At 59.1% G+C, this 19,140-nt stretch carries 21 protein-coding genes and 5 pseudogenes; 19 read left to right on the top strand and 7 right to left on the bottom strand.

The window, feature by feature from the left end:
* Positions 1-199: hypothetical protein (locus tag ACVBEG_RS27505; RefSeq protein WP_447108596.1), on the bottom strand; the 199-nt coding region annotated here is incomplete at its 3' end.
* Positions 200-208: 9 nt separating this feature from the next.
* On the opposite strand from ACVBEG_RS27505, the gene ACVBEG_RS27500 reads away from it, so the two are divergent.
* From ACVBEG_RS27500 to ACVBEG_RS27490, 3 genes are read left to right on the top strand one after another with little or no spacing between them, the layout of a single operon-like run.
* Positions 209-364 carry a hypothetical protein gene (locus tag ACVBEG_RS27500; RefSeq protein ID WP_447108595.1) on the top strand — a complete coding sequence of 52 codons (156 nt, stop codon included), beginning with the start codon at positions 209-211 and terminating at the stop codon, positions 362-364.
* Positions 321-557 carry a hypothetical protein gene (locus ACVBEG_RS27495; protein ID WP_447108594.1) on the top strand — a complete coding sequence of 79 codons (237 nt, stop codon included), beginning with the start codon at positions 321-323 and terminating at the stop codon, positions 555-557. Before ACVBEG_RS27500 ends, ACVBEG_RS27495 begins: the two co-directional genes overlap by 44 nt.
* On the top strand, positions 554-802 hold the full coding sequence (locus ACVBEG_RS27490) for a hypothetical protein (RefSeq protein ID WP_447108599.1): 249 nt from the start codon (positions 554-556) through the stop codon (positions 800-802). The genes ACVBEG_RS27495 and ACVBEG_RS27490 overlap by 4 nt, the downstream gene beginning before the upstream one ends.
* Before the next feature lie 105 nt (positions 803-907).
* On the opposite strand, the pseudogene ACVBEG_RS27485 reads toward ACVBEG_RS27490, so the two are convergent.
* Positions 908-1,066 (bottom strand): annotated as a pseudogene (locus ACVBEG_RS27485) (helix-turn-helix domain-containing protein); the annotation flags it as partial.
* Here ACVBEG_RS27485 and ACVBEG_RS27480 point away from each other — a divergent pair.
* Positions 1,065-1,391, top strand: a complete 327-nt coding sequence (locus ACVBEG_RS27480; RefSeq protein WP_447108593.1) for a hypothetical protein — start codon at positions 1,065-1,067, stop codon at positions 1,389-1,391. The pseudogene ACVBEG_RS27485 and the gene ACVBEG_RS27480 sit on opposite strands and share 2 nt — an antisense overlap.
* Positions 1,392-2,211: 820 nt before the next feature.
* Here the strand turns inward: ACVBEG_RS27480 and ACVBEG_RS27475 are convergent.
* Positions 2,212-2,493, bottom strand: a complete 282-nt coding sequence (locus ACVBEG_RS27475) for a helix-turn-helix domain-containing protein (protein ID WP_447108598.1) — start codon at positions 2,491-2,493, stop codon at positions 2,212-2,214.
* 794 nt (positions 2,494-3,287) lie between these two features.
* On the opposite strand from ACVBEG_RS27475, the gene ACVBEG_RS27470 reads away from it, so the two are divergent.
* From ACVBEG_RS27470 to ACVBEG_RS27450, 5 genes and pseudogenes are all read left to right on the top strand, one after another.
* Positions 3,288-3,476 carry a hypothetical protein gene (locus ACVBEG_RS27470; protein WP_447108592.1) on the top strand — a complete coding sequence of 63 codons (189 nt, stop codon included), beginning with the start codon at positions 3,288-3,290 and terminating at the stop codon, positions 3,474-3,476.
* Between the two features lie 61 nt (positions 3,477-3,537).
* Positions 3,538-4,373 (top strand): annotated as a pseudogene (locus ACVBEG_RS27465) (IS5 family transposase).
* A 71-nt stretch (positions 4,374-4,444) separates the two neighbouring features.
* Entirely contained in the window at positions 4,445-4,609 is a 165-nt protein-coding gene (locus tag ACVBEG_RS27460; protein ID WP_447108591.1) for a hypothetical protein, read from the top strand.
* Between the two features lie 479 nt (positions 4,610-5,088).
* The gene (locus ACVBEG_RS27455) at positions 5,089-5,673 is read left to right on the top strand and encodes a TetR/AcrR family transcriptional regulator (RefSeq protein ID WP_447108590.1); all 585 of its coding nucleotides are present in this window, start codon (positions 5,089-5,091) and stop codon (positions 5,671-5,673) included.
* Positions 5,657-5,866, top strand: coding sequence for a hypothetical protein (locus ACVBEG_RS27450; RefSeq protein ID WP_447108589.1), 210 nt, complete (start codon positions 5,657-5,659; stop codon positions 5,864-5,866). Before ACVBEG_RS27455 ends, ACVBEG_RS27450 begins: the two co-directional genes overlap by 17 nt.
* A 372-nt stretch (positions 5,867-6,238) precedes the next feature.
* On the opposite strand, the gene ACVBEG_RS27445 is transcribed toward ACVBEG_RS27450, so the two are convergent.
* Entirely contained in the window at positions 6,239-6,583 is a 345-nt protein-coding gene (locus ACVBEG_RS27445) for a hypothetical protein (RefSeq protein ID WP_447108588.1), read from the bottom strand.
* Positions 6,475-7,116, bottom strand: coding sequence for an IS1595 family transposase (locus ACVBEG_RS27440; RefSeq protein ID WP_447108597.1), 642 nt, complete (start codon positions 7,114-7,116; stop codon positions 6,475-6,477). The genes ACVBEG_RS27445 and ACVBEG_RS27440 overlap by 109 nt, the downstream gene beginning before the upstream one ends.
* A gap of 674 nt (positions 7,117-7,790) precedes the next feature.
* Here ACVBEG_RS27440 and ACVBEG_RS27435 point away from each other — a divergent pair.
* The gene (locus tag ACVBEG_RS27435) at positions 7,791-8,936 is read left to right on the top strand and encodes an MMPL family transporter (RefSeq protein ID WP_447108587.1); all 1,146 of its coding nucleotides are present in this window, start codon (positions 7,791-7,793) and stop codon (positions 8,934-8,936) included.
* A gap of 216 nt (positions 8,937-9,152) precedes the next feature.
* Positions 9,153-9,449 carry a hypothetical protein gene (locus ACVBEG_RS27430; protein WP_447108586.1) on the top strand — a complete coding sequence of 99 codons (297 nt, stop codon included), beginning with the start codon at positions 9,153-9,155 and terminating at the stop codon, positions 9,447-9,449.
* Positions 9,450-9,660: 211 nt separating this feature from the next.
* Here the strand turns inward: ACVBEG_RS27430 and ACVBEG_RS27425 are convergent, their stop codons facing one another.
* Together ACVBEG_RS27425 and ACVBEG_RS27420 are read right to left on the bottom strand one after the other, a co-directional pair.
* Positions 9,661-10,008, bottom strand: a complete 348-nt coding sequence (locus ACVBEG_RS27425) for a hypothetical protein (RefSeq protein WP_447108585.1) — start codon at positions 10,006-10,008, stop codon at positions 9,661-9,663.
* The gene (locus ACVBEG_RS27420; RefSeq protein WP_447108584.1) at positions 10,005-10,208 is read right to left on the bottom strand and encodes a hypothetical protein; all 204 of its coding nucleotides are present in this window, start codon (positions 10,206-10,208) and stop codon (positions 10,005-10,007) included. The genes ACVBEG_RS27425 and ACVBEG_RS27420 overlap by 4 nt, the downstream gene beginning before the upstream one ends.
* 669 nt (positions 10,209-10,877) lie before the next feature.
* Here ACVBEG_RS27420 and ACVBEG_RS27415 point away from each other — a divergent pair.
* The 8 genes and pseudogenes from ACVBEG_RS27415 to ACVBEG_RS27380 all read left to right on the top strand — a co-directional run bounded on the left by ACVBEG_RS27415 (position 10,878) and on the right by ACVBEG_RS27380 (position 19,049).
* Positions 10,878-11,999, top strand: a pseudogene (locus ACVBEG_RS27415) (IS3 family transposase).
* 543 nt (positions 12,000-12,542) lie between these two features.
* Positions 12,543-13,431: pseudogene (locus ACVBEG_RS27410) on the top strand (IS1595 family transposase).
* A gap of 26 nt (positions 13,432-13,457) precedes the next feature.
* The gene (locus ACVBEG_RS27405) at positions 13,458-13,967 is read left to right on the top strand and encodes a DUF4170 domain-containing protein (protein ID WP_447108583.1); all 510 of its coding nucleotides are present in this window, start codon (positions 13,458-13,460) and stop codon (positions 13,965-13,967) included.
* Positions 13,968-14,281: 314 nt separating this feature from the next.
* Positions 14,282-14,644, top strand: a pseudogene (locus tag ACVBEG_RS27400) (glycosyltransferase N-terminal domain-containing protein); the annotation flags it as partial.
* The gene (locus tag ACVBEG_RS27395; RefSeq protein ID WP_447108582.1) at positions 14,641-14,994 is read left to right on the top strand and encodes a hypothetical protein; all 354 of its coding nucleotides are present in this window, start codon (positions 14,641-14,643) and stop codon (positions 14,992-14,994) included. The pseudogene ACVBEG_RS27400 and the gene ACVBEG_RS27395, both read left to right, overlap by 4 nt.
* Positions 14,928-15,404, top strand: a complete 477-nt coding sequence (locus ACVBEG_RS27390; RefSeq protein WP_447108581.1) for a hypothetical protein — start codon at positions 14,928-14,930, stop codon at positions 15,402-15,404. Before ACVBEG_RS27395 ends, ACVBEG_RS27390 begins: the two co-directional genes overlap by 67 nt.
* A 1,082-nt stretch (positions 15,405-16,486) precedes the next feature.
* Positions 16,487-17,323 (top strand): reverse transcriptase domain-containing protein, encoded by an 837-nt coding sequence (locus ACVBEG_RS27385; RefSeq protein ID WP_447108580.1) that lies wholly within the window; start codon positions 16,487-16,489, stop codon positions 17,321-17,323.
* A gap of 1,435 nt (positions 17,324-18,758) precedes the next feature.
* Complete coding sequence (locus ACVBEG_RS27380; protein WP_447108579.1) at positions 18,759-19,049, top strand: carbonic anhydrase; 291 nt, start codon at positions 18,759-18,761, stop codon at positions 19,047-19,049.
* Positions 19,050-19,140: the final 91 nt, after the last annotated feature.

The following is a 19,140-nucleotide window of genomic DNA, read 5'->3' as shown; positions in this document are numbered from 1 at the left end:
TTGATACCGCGACACAGCAAGCTTCAGCCTTCGCGGCGGCCGTTGGCGCAATGATCGCGAGGCCCGGCGAAACGCGCCCCGGCAAGACCGCGGGCAGGGTGGCCAGGGCGAATTGTTTTGGCCCTCGATCATCTGGATGCGGTGCCTGCTCCGACGCGGGCGTGAAATTCTTGTTTATGCGCGGTCCTTGTTCAACCAAGGGTTTGTCATGTTGATCGCGGCCGATCTGGCACGGCTCGCCGGCGCGGCAGGCGAACCGAGCCTCGACGAATGGATCCAGGTGCCGGTTCAGATCGGCGAGATCGCGTCGCGCGCCAATTATGCAACTCTGGTCCGCTCAATTCTCGGCGGTCAGGGACCCTGAGCCGCGGGTTCGCAACGCGGAGACATCGGCGCTCCCAGCACTCGACCAGCCGCTGTCCGCCGCCGAAACCCAACTTCTCGCCGATTTGGCGCCGCTCGCGGGCAGTTCGGCCCGCGCATTGAAGCGTTTTGTCAATCTCTACCGCCTGGTCCGGGCGGCAGGCCCGAAAATCATCAAGGCGCGCTCGCCATGATGCTGGCCCTGGAACACAGCGGCGCGCCATCCGAAATCGCCTCGGTGCATGATGCGCTATCGAATAGTGCGCCGGAGGCGAATCTTCAAATTCATGAAGGTGGCCCGCGCGTCGTCGCGGCGCTAGCCGCGGTGCGATCCGCGCAAGGGAAAGTGACCGTGAACGCCGCGCGGCAGGCGGCCGCGACCGCCCGGATGTTCTGGTTCGACAGTGGAAACAGCAGCCCGCCGATCAGTGGGGTTTGATCCGCCCTTCCGTATTGCCTTGAACCGCACTCGGAGAGGCGTCAAAAAGTCGTCGAACCGCGCCTGCACCATAGCGTAGCATTCACACGCTGCCTGTTCGAGGCCTGGACGATCGACGATTTGAACTTCCCCCTTGCGGTAGTCGATGAGACCGGCGGCCTGCATGTCTTGCGCGGCAAGCGTCACCGTTTTCCGATTGGCGCCCGACATGTTAGCCAAAAATTCGTGCGTGTAGGATGACTTCCTCGGTTTCGGCGCGATCATGCATCATGAGGAGCCACCGGCACAATCTCTGTTGGATCTGCATGGCATTGCACGCGGCGGTCTGCTGAACCTGGGCCAGCTGCGTCTCCGAATAACTGACCAGGAGATTGCGCACGTGGTCACTCCGCTCGAACTCCGCTCGCAAAATTTCGATGGGAACGCGCACCACGCCACCTTGCAATTGCACGAGGCATTGATTGAAGTTAGGCTATACATCGCCGCGAGGATGCCAAATGCGCCTTCGTTCCCGATGTTCGCTGTCTCGATTGCGGCGCCGTTCGCTAAAACCGTCAACAGCGAGAGAACGGCGCCCTTCGGGAAGTAGACGTATTCAAGGAAGCCGCCCACCTCGTTGCCGAATGTCGCCAAGCACGAGGGTGACCGGTTGAACGTGGGGGTCGATCCGCGCGCGGCTGGCAGGCTCGAAGGCGTCGAGCAAAACGATTGGAATGCGCGACTCGGTCGAGCAATAATCTCGGTGGGGGAGCATCGGTTCTTTTTGGTCCATCGGCAAACACAGCACAGGTTGTTCTGTGGGCTAACGGACATAGTAGCACAGTGGCTGGCTTTTGCAAGAAAGAGAGGTGAAAGAGAGGTGGATGAGCGGACTTTTGATTGGGTGGCAAAAGTTTTATTACTTGTTTTCAATCGTTATTCATCACCTATTTGAAATCATTACAAGTCCATGTCAGCCAACATGTTTCAGGCAGTGGGAGATCCCGGCGTGGCCAAGGGCTGGGATGCCCGGCGGAGCTGGTGATTGTTCCGCGGCCGGCCACCACACAACTCGGAAAGTCTGTGGCTTGTACGGCGTAAGAACGGATCGCGCGAGCGGCTTTGGCGTGTTGATCGCGGCCGATCCCGCATTGGCCCGCGGCGCGGCGGGCGACCGCGCCGAGCCTCGACAAAATGGATCCAGGTGCCGGTTCGAATCGGCGAGATCGCGTCGCGCGCGAATTATGCAGACTCTGGTCCGCGCGGATGCTCTTTTCGGTTGTCAGGGCGTCGAGGAGCAGCAGGTTCGCGAGGCAGGAACATCGGCGCTCGGCCCCCGCGCATTGAAGCGCTTCGTCAATCTCTACCGCCTGTTAGGGGCGCAAGACCAGGATCACAAGGGCATGGTCACCTCGTTTTCGAGCCGCCGGTCAGCGGGGTTTGATCCGCCCTTTCGTATTGCCTTGAACCGCACTTGGAGGAGGCTTCAAAAAGTCGTCAAACCGCTCCTGGACCATGGCGTAGCATTCACACGCTGCCTGTTCGAGGCCTGGACGATCGACGATTTCGATCTTCCCCCGTTTGTAGCCAATGAGACTGTCGGCCTGCATCGCTTGCGCGGCAAGCGTCACCGATTTCCGGTCGGCCCCCAACATGTGCGCCAAAAATTCGTGCGTGTAGGACAGCTCCTCGGTTTCGGCGCGATCATGCATCATGAGGAGCCACCGGCACAATCTCTGTTCGATCGTATGCATGGAATTGCACGCGGCGGTCTGCTGAACCTGGGCCAGCTGCGTCTCCGAATAACTGACCAGGAGATTGCGCACGTGGTCGCTCCGCTCGAACTCCGCTCGCAATATTTCGATGGGAACGCGCACCAAGCCACCTTCCAATTGCACGAGGCATTGATTGAAGGAGGTTCGGCTATACATCGCCGCGAAAGGCCAAACGCGCCTTCGTTCCCAATGTTCGCTGTCTCGATTGCCGCGCCGTTCGCTAAAATCGTCAACAGCGAGAGAACGGCGCCCTTCGGGAAGTAGACGTATTCAAGGAAGCGCCCGCCTCGCAGACAACGTCGCCGAGCACGAGGGTGACCGGTTGAACGTGGGGGTCGATCCGCGCGCGGCTCGCAGGCTCGAAGGCGTCGAGCAAACGATTGGTATGCGCGCCTGGCTGGAGCCATGATTTTCGTAGGGGAAGACCGGGGCTTTTCTTGTCCATGGGCCGGGATAGCACAGTTTACTGGCCATCATAAATAAAAAAGGCGGATGACGGGATTTTATTTGGGCGACGCCCAGTTTTTGTCACTCGTTTCAAATCATTAAGCTTCGCCGTGTCAGGCAACAGGTTTCGGGCCAGGGGTTCGATATCCACAGCGGCGGTCCTGTTTCGACAACTGTGGATTGTCTAATTTTTTTGCTGTTTTGTGGCGGCGGCAACAGACATGGGCAAAATATTATGACACATTTTGTATACTATCAAATATCAAAGAGTTAAGAGGCAAAAAATGGCTAAAACGAAACCCGCCGACACCCGCATTAATGGCGAGGCCAATGATGCCGCGATCAACGGAATGACCCCGGCAATCGAAACCATCGAAGCTTTCGCTCGCGAGATCGCTCTAATGGCCTGGCAAGCGCTCGTCCGCGCGAATCAGCACACCGAAAAGCTAAGTGTCCGTCTCGAAAGTTGTTGAAGTCCTGAGAATCACTTGTGATTCAAGAAAGGGGGGCGGCCTGATTCGTGGAGGACCGCCGATGTGGACGAACGAGAACAACGAGGGCTGTCCAAACACGATCATTTGCGCTATCCGAGCGACGTGACGGACGAGGAATGGACGCATGTCGAACCGCTGATTCCGCGGCGAAGCGCGGAGGCCGCAAGCGTGAAGTGAACATGCGGGAGGTGTTCAACGGCATCATGTACGTGCTGAGCACGGGCTGCCAATGGCGTTATATTCCCAAGGACTTGCCGCCGCGCAGCACCGTGAACCACTACTTTTGCCTGTGGGGTTGGGACGGCACGCTGGATCGCCTTCGTGACTCGCTCCACGAGAAGTGCCGCGAACAAGAAACGCGAGGCCAGCCCCACCGCCGCCATCATCGACAGCCAGAGCGTGGAGGAGGGCGCAAAAAGGGGGGCCTCGATCGATCCGCACGGGTTCGACGCGGGGAAAAAAATCAAGGGCAAGAAGCGCCATTTTCTCGTAGACACGCAGGGTCTGCTGCTGGGAGCCATCGTTCGCTCCGGTGTTCAGGATCGCGACGGCGGCGTCGCGTTGCTGGCGGCGCTGTTTGGCCGGTTTCCCTTTCTCGAGAAGCTTTTCGCCGATAGCGCTTATCAGGGGCCGGTTTTCTCCGGCGCCATCGTCAAAATCCTGCCTTGTCTCGAAATCGAGATCGTCAAGCGATCCGATCAAGCGAAGGGGTTCGTGAAATTGCCGAAGCGCTGGATCGTCGAAAGGACGATCGCATGGTTGAACCGCTGCCGCCGCCTTGCCAAGGATTGGGAAAACCTCAACCTCAGCGCCCTCATGTTCCTTCGTTTCGCGTCAATCCGGCTCATGTTGCGAAAGCTCTGTAATCCTGCGTAAACTTCCAGAACAAGTTGTCGCAAAGCGCATAGCATGGAAGCGGCGATCCAGGCGGATTTCTGAAAAAGTCCATGGAAGATGCGGTACAACACACTAGAAAGTACATCGAAATGCTGGCGACCTTTCCGCACGAGCTGGTGCAACCGGTAAACGTGGCGGTAGAGATTGCCGAGACGGCCGGGCGCGCCACAGCGGCGAAGGTCGGGCGCCTTTCCGGATTTTCCTATAAAGTTTAAGGTTACGGCGTCCCGAACCGGTTCACCTTGGCCCGAAATCGATGGGGTCGTGCGAGGGGCTTTGGCGGTGGAGAGGCCATCCTTCCACGTTTGTTAGAGTGGAGCCTTAGGCGTAGGCGCCAAGATGGAGCTCGATCACCACGGCCGCGATGCTGTTTCAACAACTAAGATTTGTCAACTAAGGTTTGTCTAATTTTATTTGCTTTCTTGTGGTGTAGACCACAGACATTGGAGAGATATTATGACAAACGTTTTGCCGCTATGATATTTCAGTGAGTTAAGTGGAAAAAAATCACTCAACTCCATCAGAGCGCCAGGCCAAACCCGCCGACACTCGCGGCGATGCCACCTAGATGCCGCCTATGCGTCATTTTTTCGTAGCTTTGTGACGGCATACGTCACTTAAATTTCGTGAACCAGCTGTTACCTAAACCCATTTACCCATTTGGGGGAAGCGCGCGGCGAAAAAGGGGGGCATAATGGCGCTGATAGTAATTAGGGATCCGAGAATCATTCGCGGTTTAAGCGACATTAAGGAAAAGTATATCCGTCTTCATACCCAAATGGGGGAAGCACGGACCCGCGCGAAGATCATAGTCCCGCCGATGCTCGACGGGATGGTAGACATGCGCACCGAAAGAGAACTCACGGAAAGAGAACCCACTGAAAAAGAAGCCAAGGGAAAGGATACGCGCCGCCTGATTGTCGAAGTCGCGGAGCGGCTCTTCCGGCAACTCGGCTTCCAAAAGACGACGGTCGCCGATATCGCACGCGAGCTGCATATGTCTCCGGCGAATGTTTATCGCTTCTTCGGGGCGAAATCCGAAATCAACGCGGCTGTCTGCATGGACCTCCTCGGCAAGATCGAAGCCGAGGCGGGAAAAATCGCCGCGTCTCGCGGCACCGCCATCCAAAGAATGCGCAACTTGGTCGCGTCCGTCGAAAAGGCACATTACAAACAGTACAATTTCGACCGCAAGCTGCACGAGTTGATCAAATCCGCCATGACCGAAAACTGGGCGATCATGCGCGAGCACCAACCATCGCATGACCGGGATGCTTGAAAAGATAATCGCCAGTGGCATGGCGGCAGGCGAGTTCCATCCAGGAGACGCGGCGCTCGCGGCGCGCCTTGTCAACACCGCTTGCATCCGCTTCTGTCATCCGCGCCTAATGGCGGAATATGAGCAGGAGCCGCAGGCTCTCGACCACATGCTCGATTTTTGCCTGGCCGCGCTCGTCCGGGAGCCCGTTTGAAGCGGTAGCCGCACGGAAGGGCCATTCCGTCACCATGGGGCGGGCTCGCCACCAGGCGGCGGGCGGCGCATGAATGGGCAGCGAACCGGTCTTCAATCAAGCCCGTTAACCTTCGCGGATCGAGGAAGCCGCTCGCCCGCTCTGCGCACCCGTCCGGTATGACGGTTTCCGGAGTGCGAAGAGGCGGAATATCGCGGCGGAAACCCCGGCACCCGCGGTGGTTGTCGAGCGGGCACCCGCGCAATTGCTCCCTCCCTCCTTGCTGCATCTCCTCTGGTCACTCACGGTCGTGTCGAGCACTTGTCCGATTGTTCGTTGCGTCCTTATCGATCAAATGGAACCACATGCCTATCTAATTGACTCCCGCGACCGCTAAATGTTGTGTTTGAGTGTTTTGGCTGGCACGCGATCAATCAGCAAAGCCCCCTCGATCAGCCCATAAAAAAGCTTGCCTCGCGAACGTGATGCTCTCCGGTTGAAACGGAAGGTAAACTCGTCAAGATAGTAACGCAAATTGTCCGGACTGATCGCGCCTTGAGTAAGTTCCCAGCCACCATCGCTTGAAGAGCGACGCGACCAGATGAACCAAAGGCGTGGCATCCCCAAATTCAAAATCTTGTGCGCCACGGGGATATGACGGTAGCCGTAGCGCGGCAGAAGGTTGTAGCCGTTCCAGTCATCTGAACGAACGCGGCTTCCGGGATCGGTTGTTTCCATAGCCGCGTTGGCCAGAGCGTCGCCGGAAGCGTTGGGCAGCGTTCTAGACGGATGCGGCCAACGTGGCCTTGAACATCCTCGACAGCCATGAATATCAGGGACTTGCCTTCGGCTCCCCGGCCTCCTTTGCCGGATCGTTTGCCACCTATAAAGACCTCATCCACCTCAACCAGCCCTGAAAGCCTTTCCCTGCCTGGCCGCACCATCGCACGCCGCGACTTTCTCCGGACCCGCGCCCATGCCGTTTGATAGCTGCCAAGTCCAAGAGCTTTTTGCAACCCGAGCGCGCTGACCCCATTCTTCTGATTGACCACATACCACATGGCCTGAAACCATAAACGCAGAGGTTTGTGCGTATCCTGAAACAACGTCCCTGCGGTTACGGATAACTCTAGAGTTGAACAGTCGCCACAGGCAAAAAGACCCCGCGCTTTTTTCCAATGCTTCTTGCTGGAGCAAATTGGACAAACGTACCCATCGGGCCAACGCACGAGGCTCAGATATTCCAAGCACGCGCCCTCGGCCGGGAACATATCCATGAAATCTGCCATGTTGGCAGGGTAACTCTCCATGCCGAAAACCACTACATCTAGCGGTAACGGGAGTCAATTAGATAGGCATGTGGTTCCATTTGATCGGGACGCGCTCTAAGGAGGGCCTTCACTAGGGTCGCCGTTCGGAGAGAAGCTTGGAGAACTCAGAAAAGCCGATCAAGTAACGCCATCGTCTGGTGCTAGCGCCAAACAAAGGCGGCACAAGCTCGCCCTCGGCATTGAGCGCATCGGCTTAGTCTCGCTCCGCTTTCCCCTCGCCGTCGCCCTTGTGGCGGTCGCGCTCGCGATTGCCGCTGGTTTCGGCGTCGCAAGGCTTAAGATGGACCGGGAACTCGCTCAGCCAATTGTTCCGTTCGGACACGCCGGAATTCAAGCAATACGAGGAAGTGACGCGGCGTTTTCCGTCGAGCGAGTTCGATGTGCTCGTCGTCATTGAGGAAAAAGACTCCTCGAGCGCGAATCGGTCGAGAAGCTGCGCGATCTCGTCACCAACCTTCAGCTGATCGACGGTACGCGAGGCATCATCTCAATTTTCTCGGCGCGTCAACCGCCGGAAACCGGTGCAATTCCGGCGCCGCTGTTCGCGGATCAGTTGCCTGAAGGCGCCGCCTTCGATGCATTGGTCCGTCGCGTGATGGGCGATCGGATCATCCGTGGCAGAGCTTTTGTCGAACGATGGCGAGCTTACCTTGGTCGTCCTCGCGCTCGATCCATCCGTCGTCGAAAGCAATCGGCTGCGCGATGCCGTCGGCGAAATCCGCGCGACGATAACCGAGGATCTCGCGGGCGCGGGACTGAAGGCAGAGCTTTCCGGCGTTCCGGTGATGCAACTCGAGATCCGTAATGCGGTCGAGCGCGACAGGTTGGTCTACAATACGATCGGGTTCGTTGCCGGCTGTCTCATCGCGATCCTTTTTTTCCGCCGCGTTTCGTTCATGATCATCGCGGCTGGTCCCCCGCTGATCGCGATATTGTTGGCGCTTGGCGCGCTTGGCTGGCTCGATTTCCGCCTCAATATGTTCCTCAACGTGATGACCCCTCTCATCATGGTGATTAGCTTTTCCGACAGCATGCAACTTACCTTCGCCACACAAACCCGTTGGCTGCGGCGAAAGCAAAATCGAAGCCCTGAACAATGCGATTTCGATCGTCGGGCCAGCTTGCGTTCTCACCCATGCGACAGCGGTTTTTTCCTTCGTGGCCTTGCAGTTTTCCAGCTCGGACCTGATACGAAGCTTTGGCGAGGCGGGCTTCATCGCGACGATCATTGCGCTGGCCGCTGTCCTCGTTCTCATGCCGCTTCTGGGTGTCCTATTGTTGCGCGACGAGAGCGCGTTTGCGGACCAAATCGCCCGCTCGGATTTCGAAGTCGAGGCGCTGAGACGATTTGCGGCTTTGTAGCCGCCCGCATGGTCCGGCGTCCCGGTCTTTATAGTCTGGCCGGCGTCCTTGTCGTCGCCGGGCTTGGTCTCAGCTTTGCTCGCCTCGAGCCAAGGTACCGGCTCGCCGATCAAGTACCGGACAAGCAACAAGCGGTAGCCGCAAGCAACCGTCTCGACGCCAAGCTAACCGGTGCGAATCCGATCGATGTCCTGATCGAATTTCCACGTGGTGCATTCGCTACTACACGCCGGAAACTCTCAATTCTATCGCCAAGGTGCATGGGATACCTCGAAAACCACCAGGGCGTCGGCAATGTCTGGTCCATCGAGACATTACGCCGGTGGCTCGTCGAGGCCGGCAAACCACAGCGCCCGGCATCCTGCAGCAATATGTCGATCTGTTGCCCGAACACTTGACGCGGCGCTTTATTGCGGCGGGGCAGGACGCCGTCGTGGTGTCTGGCCGCATACCGGACATCGACACCGCCGGCTTCTTCCTATTATCGACGCACTGGATAATTCGCTCGCAGGGGTCCGCGCGCGTCACCCTGGCTACAGGATCTCGGCGACGGGTCTTTCGGTAATAGCCGCGCGAAACAGCGCCAATATGATCGAGAAATTGAGCAGAACAGCTTGACGATCGAGTTCGCGTTCGTCGCCGCATTCATCGGCGCCGCCTTCCGTTCGATCGTTGTCATGCTGGCGAGTATCCTTCCGGGGATTTTCCCGGTCGTTGCCTCTGGCGCCTTGCTCCAATTGATGGGGCAGGGCCTGCAGTTCGCAAGCGTCGTGGCGCTGACCGTTTCGTTCGGACTGGGGTTAAGTGCGACGATTCATTTCTCAACCGTTTGCGCCTGGAGGAGGACCAGGCCAGATCCGAAATCGCTGTCGCGCGGGCAACCATCCTCGTCGGCCCCGCCCTCATTCTAACTTCGGTGGTGCTTGCATGCGGATTGGTGGTGACGGTCTTTTCCGAGGCCTGCCGTCGCTGCGCCTCTTCGGTTGGCTGGGCGCATTCGCCATGATGGCCGGGCGCTGACCGCCGATCTCTTTATTTGCGGCCAACGGCCATGTTCCTGCTTAGGCTTTCCCGCCGCGCAGCATGGCGCGACAAGCAGCGGGTGGCCGAGAGTTCGCGGATCTATACTTTGCGCAAAGAGATCGACACGGCAGACACCTCGGTGTCGCCTTGCGGCCTTATCGTGACCGACTGCTTGTCACCTTGGATCCGGACGTCGAGACGGGCCGCAAAGCCAGCGGCAGCCGCATCGGCCACGATCTCCGCACCGCTGGCGCGGCCGGAAAGATTTCCCGACGAGGGTCGCCTGGGCCCAGGAGCCAGAAAGCGTACCGCCTTCGGAAATGACGTTGCTGCTGATTTCCAGCCTGTAGCTATCGCTCGCGCAGCAAGTTGCTGAAGCGCCTTGCCGGTGGGATTAACCGCATAGGCGGCCTTGCAGCGAAGCCGTTCGGTCGCGCCATTCGTCATGGTGACAGTGCCGGCACCCGACCAGTGCCCGGACAAGCCGAGGAACGGTCCTTCTGAACCGGGCTCCGCTGGCTCGCGCCGGAATAAGCAAAATCGCGGATGCGAACAGTGCCGCTTTGAGGCAGTTCGCGGAAAGTTTCAAAAAAAAGCGTGCCATGAATTTCACTTTCTAAACCCGCGTCGCCCGGATTGATTGTCACGAAACCGGTTCGTCCGCGCCCCCTGTTCAGGGGATGACAATGTTGCAATTCGTTCACCGCGTGCGGCGGCGCCGGAGGGAAGTCCAATGGGGGCGCGGCCACTTTCCAAAATGTTGAATGCGTTAGGCAAGGTTACATTGGCTTGCCAACCCAATCACGCAATGGGCCATGCATCGATTTAGCAACGATATTTTTGGTCATGGTGCAGTTTGACGCCGAATATCCGTTAACATCATCAATACTTACTGAACCGTTCCGTGGGCTTCGGCAGCGCCTTAAAGCGGGATGAGGAAAAGTGGAACCCGGTTTTCCGCCCGCATACCGCTCTAATTGATAAATGTCAGTTCAGGCGGGGAAAAATTTTAAGTCGAATCAAGCACAAGGCCAGCGCGACGAAGCAACGCCGCCCGTGCCATAGCGGAGGCGAATTCGCGGCGATGGATTTCGAGCCCTGGCAGGACGGCGGTTGGTTCCGCAATGTTCGCAACCGTGTTGCTGGGTCTCAAGCCTTAAGGCGAGACCATACCCATAAAACAACTATGAATATAATGATGGCCGTTGTTATCGGGTCCGCATAAGTGAGAGCTGCCCTCGCAAATTTGAACAGTGAGATAAGTGGATTTTCTGCCTGACAGCGGCAAGCATAATGGCCGCGAATTCGGAGATGTCATGACGAAACGCACACGCCGGAACCACGCACCGGCCTTCAAGGCGAAGGTGGCTCTGGCCGCTTTCAAGGGCGAGAAGACGCTGGCCGAACTGGCTCAGCAGTTCGACGTCCACCCCAATCAGATCACCCAATGGAAAGGCCAGCTTCTCGAAGGCGCGGCGGGGGTCTTCGGCCAGGACAGGAGCGAGGCGAGCGCCCCAAGCGTCGATTTGAAGGCCCTGCACGCCAAGATCGGCGAGCTGACGCTGGAGAATGATTTTTTGGAAGGCGCGCTCAGCAAAGCGGGTTTGCTGAGCGCAAAGCGATGATCGACCGCACCCACGATCTCTCCATTTCCCGGCAGGCGAAGGTCCTGAACGTCAGCCGGGGCGCCGTCTACTACAAGCCCCGGCCGGTTCCGGCCGAGGACCTTGCGATCATGCGCCGGATCGACGAGCTGCATCTCAATTATCCCTTCGCGGGCAGCCGAATGCTGCGCGACATGCTGAACCGCGAAGGCGTCTCGATCGGCCGTCGCCATGTCGCGACGATGATGAAGCGCATGGGAATCGAGGCGATCTATCGCCGCCGAACACGTCGAAGCCGGCACCGGCATCTACCCCTATCTGCTGCGCGGGCTGAAGATCGAGCGCGTCAATCACGTATGGGCGATGGACATCACCTATATCCCGATGGCGCGCGGCTTCGTCTACCTCGCGGCCGTTGTCGACGTGTTCAGCCGGTGCGTTCTGTCGCATCGCGTGTCGATTACGATAGAAGCTGATTTCTGCGTCGAGGCGCTGGACGAGGCCTTGGCGAAACACGGCAAGCCGGAGATTTTCAACACGGATCAAGGCTCGCAGTTCACGAGCGAGGCTTTCACCGGCGTGCTGACCAAGAACGGCGTCGCCATTAGCATGGACGGCAAGGGCTCGTGGCGCGACAATGTGTTCGTCGAGCGGCTGTGGCGCAGCGTCAAATCCAGAGGTGCTCTTGCGAGCCTATGAGAGCGTCGGCGACGCGCGCTCTCGATCGGCCGCTATCTGGAGTTCTACAATATAAAGAGGCCGCATTCGAGCCTTGACCGGCGCACGCCAGACGAGGCTTACTTCGATCAGTCGCCCTACCAAGCGGCGGCATGAGTTTTCCGCCGCGCGTTGGACGCGACTTCGGTCGGGCTACGCCCTCCCTCCGTCACGCCCAACGCGCGCAACCCAGCAAACAGAGAAACCCGGCAGACGCCACTTAATCTTTCGCGGGAAACTGTTCGACAAAGCGGAGCCAGCTCTATTACAGATAGCTGCCGGGTCGTTCGCCAATTTGCCCGAATTCCGCGTTTTAGGCAATCCTGCGCCGTTGGCGCGGGCTGTGGGGACGGAACGAGCCGGCGTCATGCCGAGCGTTGAAAGGAGCATCAAACGGCGACGAAATCGAGCCAGAGAACGGCGTCGTTCGCTCACCGCCGGGTTCCCCATGGCCGCCTCGATCAATCCAGCATCACCCCACTGATCATTATCGATGAATCGCTCCGAAAACGCTGGAAAACCCTGCGCCATCCGGCGAATGCGGGTATAAACAGTTGGAATCGATCACGTTTATGATTTTAAATTGATTCACATGCCTATCTAATTGATTCCCGTACCGCTAGATGTAGTGGTTTTCGGCATAGAAAGTTACCCTGCAACATGGCAGATTTCATGGATATGTTCCCGGCCGAGGGCGCGTGCTTGGAATATCTGAGCCTCGTGCGTTGGCCCGATGGGTACGTTTGTCCAATTTGCTCCAGCAAGAAGCATTGGAAAAAAGCGCGGGGTCTGTTTGCCTGTGGCGACTGTTCGCATGAAGTCATCCGTAACCGCAGGGACGTTGTTTCAGGATACGCACAAACCTCTGCGTTTATGGTTTCAGGCCATGTGGTATGTGGTCGATCGGAAGGAATGGGGTCAGCGCGCTCGGGTTGCAAAAAGCTCTTGGACTTGGCAGGTCTCAAACGGCATGGGCGTGGTTGCATAAGTTGCGGCGTGCGATGGTGCGGCCAGGCAGGGAAAGGCTTTCAGGGCTGGTTAAGGTGGATGAGGTCTTTATAGGTGGCAAACGATCCGGCAAAGGAGGCCGGGGAGCCGAAGGCAAGTCCCTGATATTCATGGCTGTCGAGGATGTTCAAGGCCACGTTGGCCGCATCCGTCTAACAACGCTGCCCAACGCTTCCGGCGATGCTCTGGCCAACGCGGCTATGGAAACAACCGATCCCGGAAGCCGCGTTCGTTCAGATGGAACGGCTACAATTTTCTGCCGCGCTACGGCTTCCGTCATATCCCCGTGGCGCACAAAGATTCTAAATCTGGGGATGCCACGCCTTTGGTTCATCTGGTCGCGTCGCTCTTCAAGCGATGGTGGCTGGAAACTCATCAAGGCGCGATCAGTCCGGACAATTTGCGTTACTATCTTGACGAGTTTACCTTCCGTTTCAACCGGAGAGCATCACGTTCGCGAGGCAAGCTTTTTTATGGGCTGATCGAGGGGGCTTTGCTGATTGATCGCGTGCCAGCCAAAACACTCAAACACAACATTTAGCGGTCGCGGGAGTCAATTAGATAGGCATGTTAATTCAATCCAAAATCATGTTGATCTTAGGACGCAACCCTGCCTCTCAATTGGAAAAGCCCGACCCCGAAAATGGTGGCCGGCAGCCAAGGCGATTGCCGCGCCGGGAGGCCAACACTGGCGAAAGCAAGGTGTTCAAAAGTGTGACAAGGCAGGCTCCCGCCGCCGCCGCGCCGGAACAAAAAGGCAAGGTTGACCCTTCCATGCAATCCGCGAAAGCTTTCATTGTGGAACGGCCTCTAAACCGCCAAGAACTCCGGACGGGAGAGCTCATGACCACGAACGGCAGACAACTACTCCACTTTGTATTTGGAGGCGAACTCAAGGACTTGAGCGGCACGGAATCCCGCGATTTATCCAAACTCGATATCGTCGGTATCTTTCCCGACTACGCGTCGGCGGCGCAGGCTTGGAAAGCCAAGGCGCAGGCAACGGTGGACAATGCCCATATGCGCTATTTCGTCGCACATCTGCATCGTCTGCTCAGACCTCGGAGCAAAACTTGAGCGTGGTGGCTATCTTTCGATCCCGCGATAAAAGTTATCCGCGGAGAGGGTCCGCCCCATTGAAATATCGAGGCCCGCCGTGAAAGGTTCGGCCCTCCTTGCCTACTGGCTGGCAAGCGCGGGCGTTGGACTAACCGGGCCATTATATCTTTACTGGCGGGAAAGCTCGGCCGCGACGATTTTTCGAGGCGCCACGAGCGGCTGGGGCGGCCTCACCTCGCACGGCCTGATGGGCGGCTCGCCTTGTTGCATGCCGCAAGCGCGGCGCAAGCTCTCGCCTTGCCGCCGCTTGCCGAAAAACTGGGACAGCTCGGCTTCACCGTGCTTTTGGCGATCGGCCGTCCTCCGGCCCGTTCCGCGCGCCGCGCTTGCCGCCATCGCTGCACCAACTCGCGCCTCTCGACGCGCCTCAATTCGTGGCGCGGTTTCTCAATCATTGGAGGCCGGATATTGTCCTTATCTCCGGGCCGGAAATTCCGCCAAACCTCGTCGTCAGAAGCCAGCCGCAAAATTCCCGTAGCACTTGTCGACGCCCGCTTGCCGCGCGGCGCTTCCTGATTTGGCGGAATTTTCCGGGCTTTGCCGGATCGCTGTTGCGCCGGATAGATCTTTGTTTGGCGCAAACAAATACCGACGCGCGGCGCTTAGCGAAACTGGGCGTTGAAAAGTTCAAGTGACCGGAAATCTCAAATATGATTTCGTCCCGCGCCGGTCGAATCAATCCACCTTGGCGCGGCTTCTCGCACGGATCGGGACGCGTCCGGCGTGGGTCGCCGATGGAACCTATCCCGGCGAGGAAGAGATCGCGATGGCGGCGCACCGCCGATTGGCGCGGCAGTTTCCAGACCTCCTGACCGTGATCGTGCCGCACAACCCCAAACGCGTTTTTGAAATCGCCCAAGACGCCGCGAAACTGGACTCACCGCGGCGCTGCGCGGTGGCGATCGCGAAAGCGCGCCCTTGCCGGAAATCTATATCGCCCTTGCAGCGGGCGAGGCGGGATTATTTCTTCGTGGCGCCGGCGTGATTTTCGCGGGCAAGTCCTTGCGCCACGGCGGCGGCAAAAATCCGGTCGAAGCGGCGCGTCTCGGCTGCGCGATCCTGCACGGTCCGGACGTCGATGATTTCGAGGAAATTTACGCGGCACTCGATAATGCGGGCGGCGGCGCGCTGGTATTCGATGCCGAAACGCTTGCCAAGCAATTGGCGCTCCTCTTCTCTGACAAAGCCGAATTGCGGGCGATGGCCCGCGCGGCCGCGGCGACGGCGGAGGATTTGGCGGCGCCTCGACCCGCACCATGCAGGCAATCGAGCCTTGTGCCAGGCGATGATCGCGGGAAGGGGCGGAGGGGTGAGAGCCTGCCTCAAACATCCTTCTCGCCGCAAGCGCGACGGCGTACTCGCGTCCGCCGGAACCGCAAACAAGAACGTTCGTGATGGCCTTCGATGTAAAAGTCTGGATTTGATCCAACGGTCAATGTCAGATTACGTCATTCATTCAACGGCGGACATTATCGGCGAGGTGGACTCGATGTTGTCAAGGATGCCATCGGGCGTTCGGAGGATTGCACCATCACAAGCAACGGGCTATGGCACCGGCTGCTCGCCGGCGCGAGCATTCAGGCAAGTCTGGTATACCGGACTTGCCAAAAATGCTCGCGGTCTGTGTGCCGGGCATGTCCGGCGTCCGGGGGGTGAAAGTCCCCTGTGCAACCTGATGGAGGTGAAGCACGAGTGAAGCGCAAGGGCGGCACCGCGAGGCGGGGTCTGAAGGAAGCGTGGAGCAAAGTCGCGACCCGACGAACAGAAATCGGATACGAGGGCAGCGCTGGTCGGACGAGCGGGCAGGATGCGCAAAGTCCAAATCCATCAAGGGCCAGAACTGTAAATCCGGCGGGTGTGCGACGAAGAGCTACCAGGCCTTCTTCCGAGAAGATGCACCGTGTCCTTCGGGACTGAGGCCGCCGCGAGGCCGACCGCGATGCAGAAGTCAGCAGAGGGCGTGGTGCGCCCGCGGAACGATCCGGCGAAGGCCCGAACGGTCCCCGAGTAGGGGTTGAAGGAAAGGGCGAGTAGCCCGGAGGTTTCATGGGCGCACCGCGACCGCCAATCCAATTGGAGTTGGACTTGCCGATGCCCGCGCGGGGTGAAGCCCCACGTCGGGACGCGCAAGAAGTCGAAACGGTCACGACGGCTCCGGGCACGGCGCAACGATTGGCGGCCCGGGGGGTCTTCGTGCCGCCTGCCTCAACTGTAAAAGACTGGACTTGAGATTTCAGTCACTGCCGCGGGACATCGCAACCTGTCATTCATCTCTTGGCGGCGAGTTTGGCGAGCGGCGCATCCTGTCAAGGATGCCATCGGGCGTTCGAAAACGCCCGTCGCAAGCAACGGGCTATGGCACCGGCTTCGCCGGCGCTAGCATTCAGGCAAGTCCGGTATACCGGACTTGCTGAAAAATGTCTCGCGTCCTTGACAGGATCGCTTCCGTCTCGCCGATAATGCTCGCCATGAGATGAATGGCGAAATCTGACATTGACCGATGGATCAAGTCCAGACTTTTACAAGACAACATAGAAGCGGCGTTGGACGCGGTGGTGCGCAACAAGGGGGCGCCCGGCATCGACGGTATCACCGTCAAACAACTGCCGGGCATCCTCAGCGCGCGCTGGCCGGAGATCGAAGAACAACTGCTCCAGGGGCGCTACCAGCCGCAATCGGTGCGTCGGGTGAGAATCCCGAACAGGCGGGCGGGAACGCAGACCTCGCCCCTCTCCGCATTCCGTCTTTCGCTTCGCGCGGAATGCGGTCGAGTAAGGGGCTCGCCCGGCATTCCAACCGTGATCGATCGCCTGATCCAGCAGGCAATCCTGCTGCGGCTTCCACCGCTGTGGCGAGCGCTCTCTCGAAGCGAATTGCGCGCGAAGCGAAGCAAGCAATTCGCGCACGGCGCGAGGAACGCAACGTTCAGCGAGCACAGCTACGGCTTCCGCCCGGGCCGCTCCGCTCACCAAGCGGTGGCGCAGGCGCAAGCCTACATCACCGAAGGCTATCGGTTCGTCGTGGATTTCGTCGTAGATATTGACTTGGCCAAATTTTTCGGCCGGGTCAACCACGACCGCTTGATGGCCGCGGTGGCGGCGCGCGTCGCGGACCGGCGATTGCTCCGGCTCATCTGGAGCTATCTGACGGCCGGTGTGTTCGACAACGGGCTCTTCGCGGACAGCCGGGAAGGGACCCCGCAAGGCGGCCCGCTCTCGCCTCGGGCTTCGGCCTCTCGCAAACTCGCCCCTCGGTCCCTTTCGGGCGGGGCGAGTTCGCTCATAGTCCGGCCGAAGTCCTCGCCCTTGCTCTAGAATCTCGTGCTGGATGAGTTGGATCGCGAGCTTGAACATCGCGGCCACCGGTTCGTGCGTTACGCGGATGACTGCAACATCTACGTGGCGAGCCGGAAGGCGGCCGGCGGGTCATGGCGAGCCTGACCCGCTTCATCGAGCGGCGCTTGAAACTCACGGTCAACGAGGCGGAGGAGCCGTAGACCGGCCGTGGCACCGGTCATTCCCGGCTTCACGGTGAGGAACGAACCGGAGTTCCGGCGATGCGTCGCCGGCAAGGCCGCCGTCCGGTTCAAACACCGGGTGCGCGAGCTGGACCGGGACGCCATCGCGGCGTCACCTTGGAGCGGATGATCGCCGGTCTCGATCCTTGCGCCCCTCTCAGGTTTTCCTCTAATCGCTTCGCGCGGAAAACCTTCGAATAATAGTCTCGCCGCTGTTGCGAAATTGGGCCGGTTACTTCGGCTTCAGCCAATGGCGCGAACTCGAAAACCTCGACGGGTGGATCAGCCCTTCGACGAGCTCGGGAGCGGCTGCGCTGCATGGCGTGGGCGAAGCATTGCGAGATGCCCCGAGCAATGTGGAGGGGCAATGGAAGACGCGCCTCCGCTTCCGCGATCTTCCGCTTTGACCGCTTCGCGCGCGGAGGATCGCTCCAATTCCGCTTCGCCGCAAACGGTTCACGGAACTCCAGCGTCGCGGCGCGGGCGGGAAATCGACCTTCGCCGCGATCATGAGCCCGAAAGGGACCGTGGCGGATCAGCGCTTGCGAAGCGCTTCACCGCGCGCTGCGCAATCGCTTCTTCAAACGTCAGGGCCTTGTCTTCATGACAGAGCTTGTTCATGCGTAATCCGCCGAACCGCCGTGGCAGGGACCCGTATGCCCGGTGGCGTGGGAGGGGAGAAGCCGCGAGACCTCCCCTATCCCGATTGACAGGATCGCTTCCGTCTCGCCGATAATGCTCGCCATAAGATGAATGGCGAGCTGTGATTTCATCCGGCCACGCCCGAAAGCTCAAATCCAGCCTTTTATACCTTCGAGACCCCGGTCATAGTTGCGGGAAAGTCAAGGGTCCATCGAATTGACAGGGGTTTGGCGACAGTACCGTTCCGGTCCTGGAAATGCGGTTGAAATTGGGAGGTTCACAAAAATGTGCGGCACCATTAGCTGCAGCCATGGCGTTACGAGGCGCGGCGCCCTGAAAGCGGCCGCTGGATTTGCCGTCGCGGCAGATGTTGACCGCGCAAGCGCGAAGGAGGAGGGGGGGTGCCGGACGGCAGAAGCCCAACGCGATCGGCGCCGATGCGGCGCTGCGCCGCCTCATGGAGGGCAATGCCCGCTATGTTGCCAACAAGCGGGCACACCGGGACTTTTCCGCCGGACGCGCGGCGAGGACCAGGTCGCAGTATCCGATTGCCGCGGTTCTGAGTTGCGCAATTCGCGCGTTGCCGGAATTTGCGTTCGACCGAGGACCCGGCGAACTTTTTGTTGTCCGGCTCGCGGCAATTTCACCCCAATGACGATGGGCTCGCCAGTCTCGAATATGCGGTGAAGTTTCTGGGCGTGCCGCTCGTCATGGTGCTCGGACACTCGAATTGCGGCGCGATCGCCGCCGCAATCGAAGTGGTCGAGGACAATGCCGAGCTGCCGGGACATTTGCCTGGTCTCGTTCAGTCGATCAAACCCGCGGTCGAAGCCGCAGAAAGCGAAGTCGCCCCACGATCTTCTCGCGGCCGCGATCACTGAAAATGTTGCGCTTAACATGAAAAGGCTCGAAACCGCAGAGCCCTTGCTCGCGAGTCGCGCAAACCAAACAGGTGAAGATCGTTCGCAGCCA

This window comes from Pseudomonas sp. GG8 (assembly GCF_052976945.1).
The sequence above is the reverse complement of the archived record's forward strand: the minus strand, read 5'-3'. Positions and strand labels throughout refer to the sequence as shown.

Excerpts from the sequence above, each read along its gene's own strand:
- ACVBEG_RS27500 (WP_447108595.1), top strand. The coding sequence starts at position 209 with ATGTTGATCGCGGCCGATCTGGCACGGCTCGCCGGCGCGGCAGGCGAA.
- ACVBEG_RS27495 (WP_447108594.1), top strand. The coding sequence starts at position 321 with ATGCAACTCTGGTCCGCTCAATTCTCGGCGGTCAGGGACCCTGAGCCG.
- ACVBEG_RS27490 (WP_447108599.1), top strand. The coding sequence starts at position 554 with ATGATGCTGGCCCTGGAACACAGCGGCGCGCCATCCGAAATCGCCTCG.
- ACVBEG_RS27480 (WP_447108593.1), top strand. The coding sequence starts at position 1,065 with ATGCATCATGAGGAGCCACCGGCACAATCTCTGTTGGATCTGCATGGC.
- ACVBEG_RS27475 (WP_447108598.1), bottom strand. The coding sequence starts at position 2,493 with ATGCATGATCGCGCCGAAACCGAGGAGCTGTCCTACACGCACGAATTT.
- ACVBEG_RS27470 (WP_447108592.1), top strand. The coding sequence starts at position 3,288 with ATGGCTAAAACGAAACCCGCCGACACCCGCATTAATGGCGAGGCCAAT.
- ACVBEG_RS27460 (WP_447108591.1), top strand. The coding sequence starts at position 4,445 with ATGGAAGATGCGGTACAACACACTAGAAAGTACATCGAAATGCTGGCG.
- ACVBEG_RS27455 (WP_447108590.1), top strand. The coding sequence starts at position 5,089 with ATGGCGCTGATAGTAATTAGGGATCCGAGAATCATTCGCGGTTTAAGC.
- ACVBEG_RS27450 (WP_447108589.1), top strand. The coding sequence starts at position 5,657 with ATGACCGGGATGCTTGAAAAGATAATCGCCAGTGGCATGGCGGCAGGC.
- ACVBEG_RS27445 (WP_447108588.1), bottom strand. The coding sequence starts at position 6,583 with ATGGAAACAACCGATCCCGGAAGCCGCGTTCGTTCAGATGACTGGAAC.
- ACVBEG_RS27440 (WP_447108597.1), bottom strand. The coding sequence starts at position 7,116 with ATGTTCCCGGCCGAGGGCGCGTGCTTGGAATATCTGAGCCTCGTGCGT.
- ACVBEG_RS27425 (WP_447108585.1), bottom strand. The coding sequence starts at position 10,008 with ATGACGAATGGCGCGACCGAACGGCTTCGCTGCAAGGCCGCCTATGCG.
- ACVBEG_RS27405 (WP_447108583.1), top strand. The coding sequence starts at position 13,458 with ATGTTAATTCAATCCAAAATCATGTTGATCTTAGGACGCAACCCTGCC.
- ACVBEG_RS27385 (WP_447108580.1), top strand. The coding sequence starts at position 16,487 with ATGGCGAAATCTGACATTGACCGATGGATCAAGTCCAGACTTTTACAA.